Below are 1,004 nucleotides of genomic sequence, written 5' to 3'. Positions count from 1 at the left end.
GCGCGCAACGATGCCTGTCTCTTATACACATCTAGATGTGTATAAGAGACAGACCCCGATGTTGAAGGCGAGCAGGTTGGGGATGAGGCCCTCGCTCGCGATCTCGAACTCGAGGATCTTGGTCGCGAGGCCGAAGCCGTGGAAGAAGCCGAAGATCAAGGTCGCGGCCTTGGTGTTCGGCTGGAAGCCGAACCAGCGCTGATAGGCGCCGAGATTGTCGAGCGCCTTGTAGACGACCGAGAGGCCGATGATCGCGTCGATGATATAGGCATTGGCGCTGATGCCGGTGAGCACGCCGAACAGCATCGTCGTCGAATGGCCGACCGCGAACAATGTCACATAAAGCCCGATGTTCTTCATCCGGTATAGGAAGAAGATGACGCCGAAGAGGAAGAGCAGATGGTCGTAGCCGGTGACCATATGCTTGGCCCCGAGATAGACGAACGGCCAGAAGAGGATGCCGCTGCTTTCCCGGATATAGCCCTTGTCGCCCTCGGCGACATTATGCGCCCAGGCCTCGGCGCCGACAGCAAAACAGAGAAGAAGGAGGCTCGCCGCAAGCAGCGCTGCGCGCGTGGCGCCGCCCGGTGGCGCGATGGATCGGATAAGCATCTTGGGACTCCTGAAAGGTCAAGAAGGGTGCCCCGCGCACCGCCTGGTGCGCGGGGCGAGCGGTCAAGCCGGTGAAGGCTCGGCCGCTGGGGGCTCGGGGTTCTGGTCCTTGGCGCGGCGGCCATGCACCATGCGGTAGAGCGCCGGCAGGATCAGCAAGGTGAGGATCGTCGAGGAGACGATCCCGCCGATCACCACTGTCGCGAGCGGACGCTGCACTTCCGCCCCGGCGCCGACATTGAACGCCATCGGCACGAAACCGAGGCTCGCGACCAGCGCGGTCATCAGCACCGGGCGGAGACGCGTCAGCGCCCCATCGCCTGTCTCTTATACACATCTAGATGTGTATAAGAGACAGCCAATAGCCCGGCGCCTCGTGCATCGACCATGAC

1 protein-coding gene and 1 pseudogene are annotated in these 1,004 nt (G+C 62.3%); both read right to left on the bottom strand.

Translation table 11 applies throughout. From position 1 onward, the window contains the following. Positions 1-21 precede the first annotated feature (21 nt). Positions 22-612, bottom strand: coding sequence for a HupE/UreJ family protein (locus tag CDQ92_RS20670; protein WP_088444134.1), 591 nt, complete (start codon positions 610-612; stop codon positions 22-24). A gap of 63 nt (positions 613-675) precedes the next feature. Further along, positions 676-930, bottom strand: a pseudogene (locus CDQ92_RS20665) (efflux RND transporter permease subunit); the annotation flags it as partial. Positions 931-1,004: the final 74 nt, after the last annotated feature.

The sequence above is a fragment of the Sphingopyxis bauzanensis genome (assembly GCF_002205675.1).
In the GTDB taxonomy this organism is placed as follows: Bacteria; Pseudomonadota; Alphaproteobacteria; order Sphingomonadales; family Sphingomonadaceae; genus Sphingopyxis; species Sphingopyxis bauzanensis.
The sequence above is the reverse complement of the archived record's forward strand: the minus strand, read 5'-3'. Positions and strand labels throughout refer to the sequence as shown.

Bases quoted from the DNA above. Each gene is read 5' to 3' on its own strand.
- CDQ92_RS20670 (WP_088444134.1), bottom strand. From the start codon at position 612: ATGCTTATCCGATCCATCGCGCCACCGGGCGGCGCCACGCGCGCAGCG.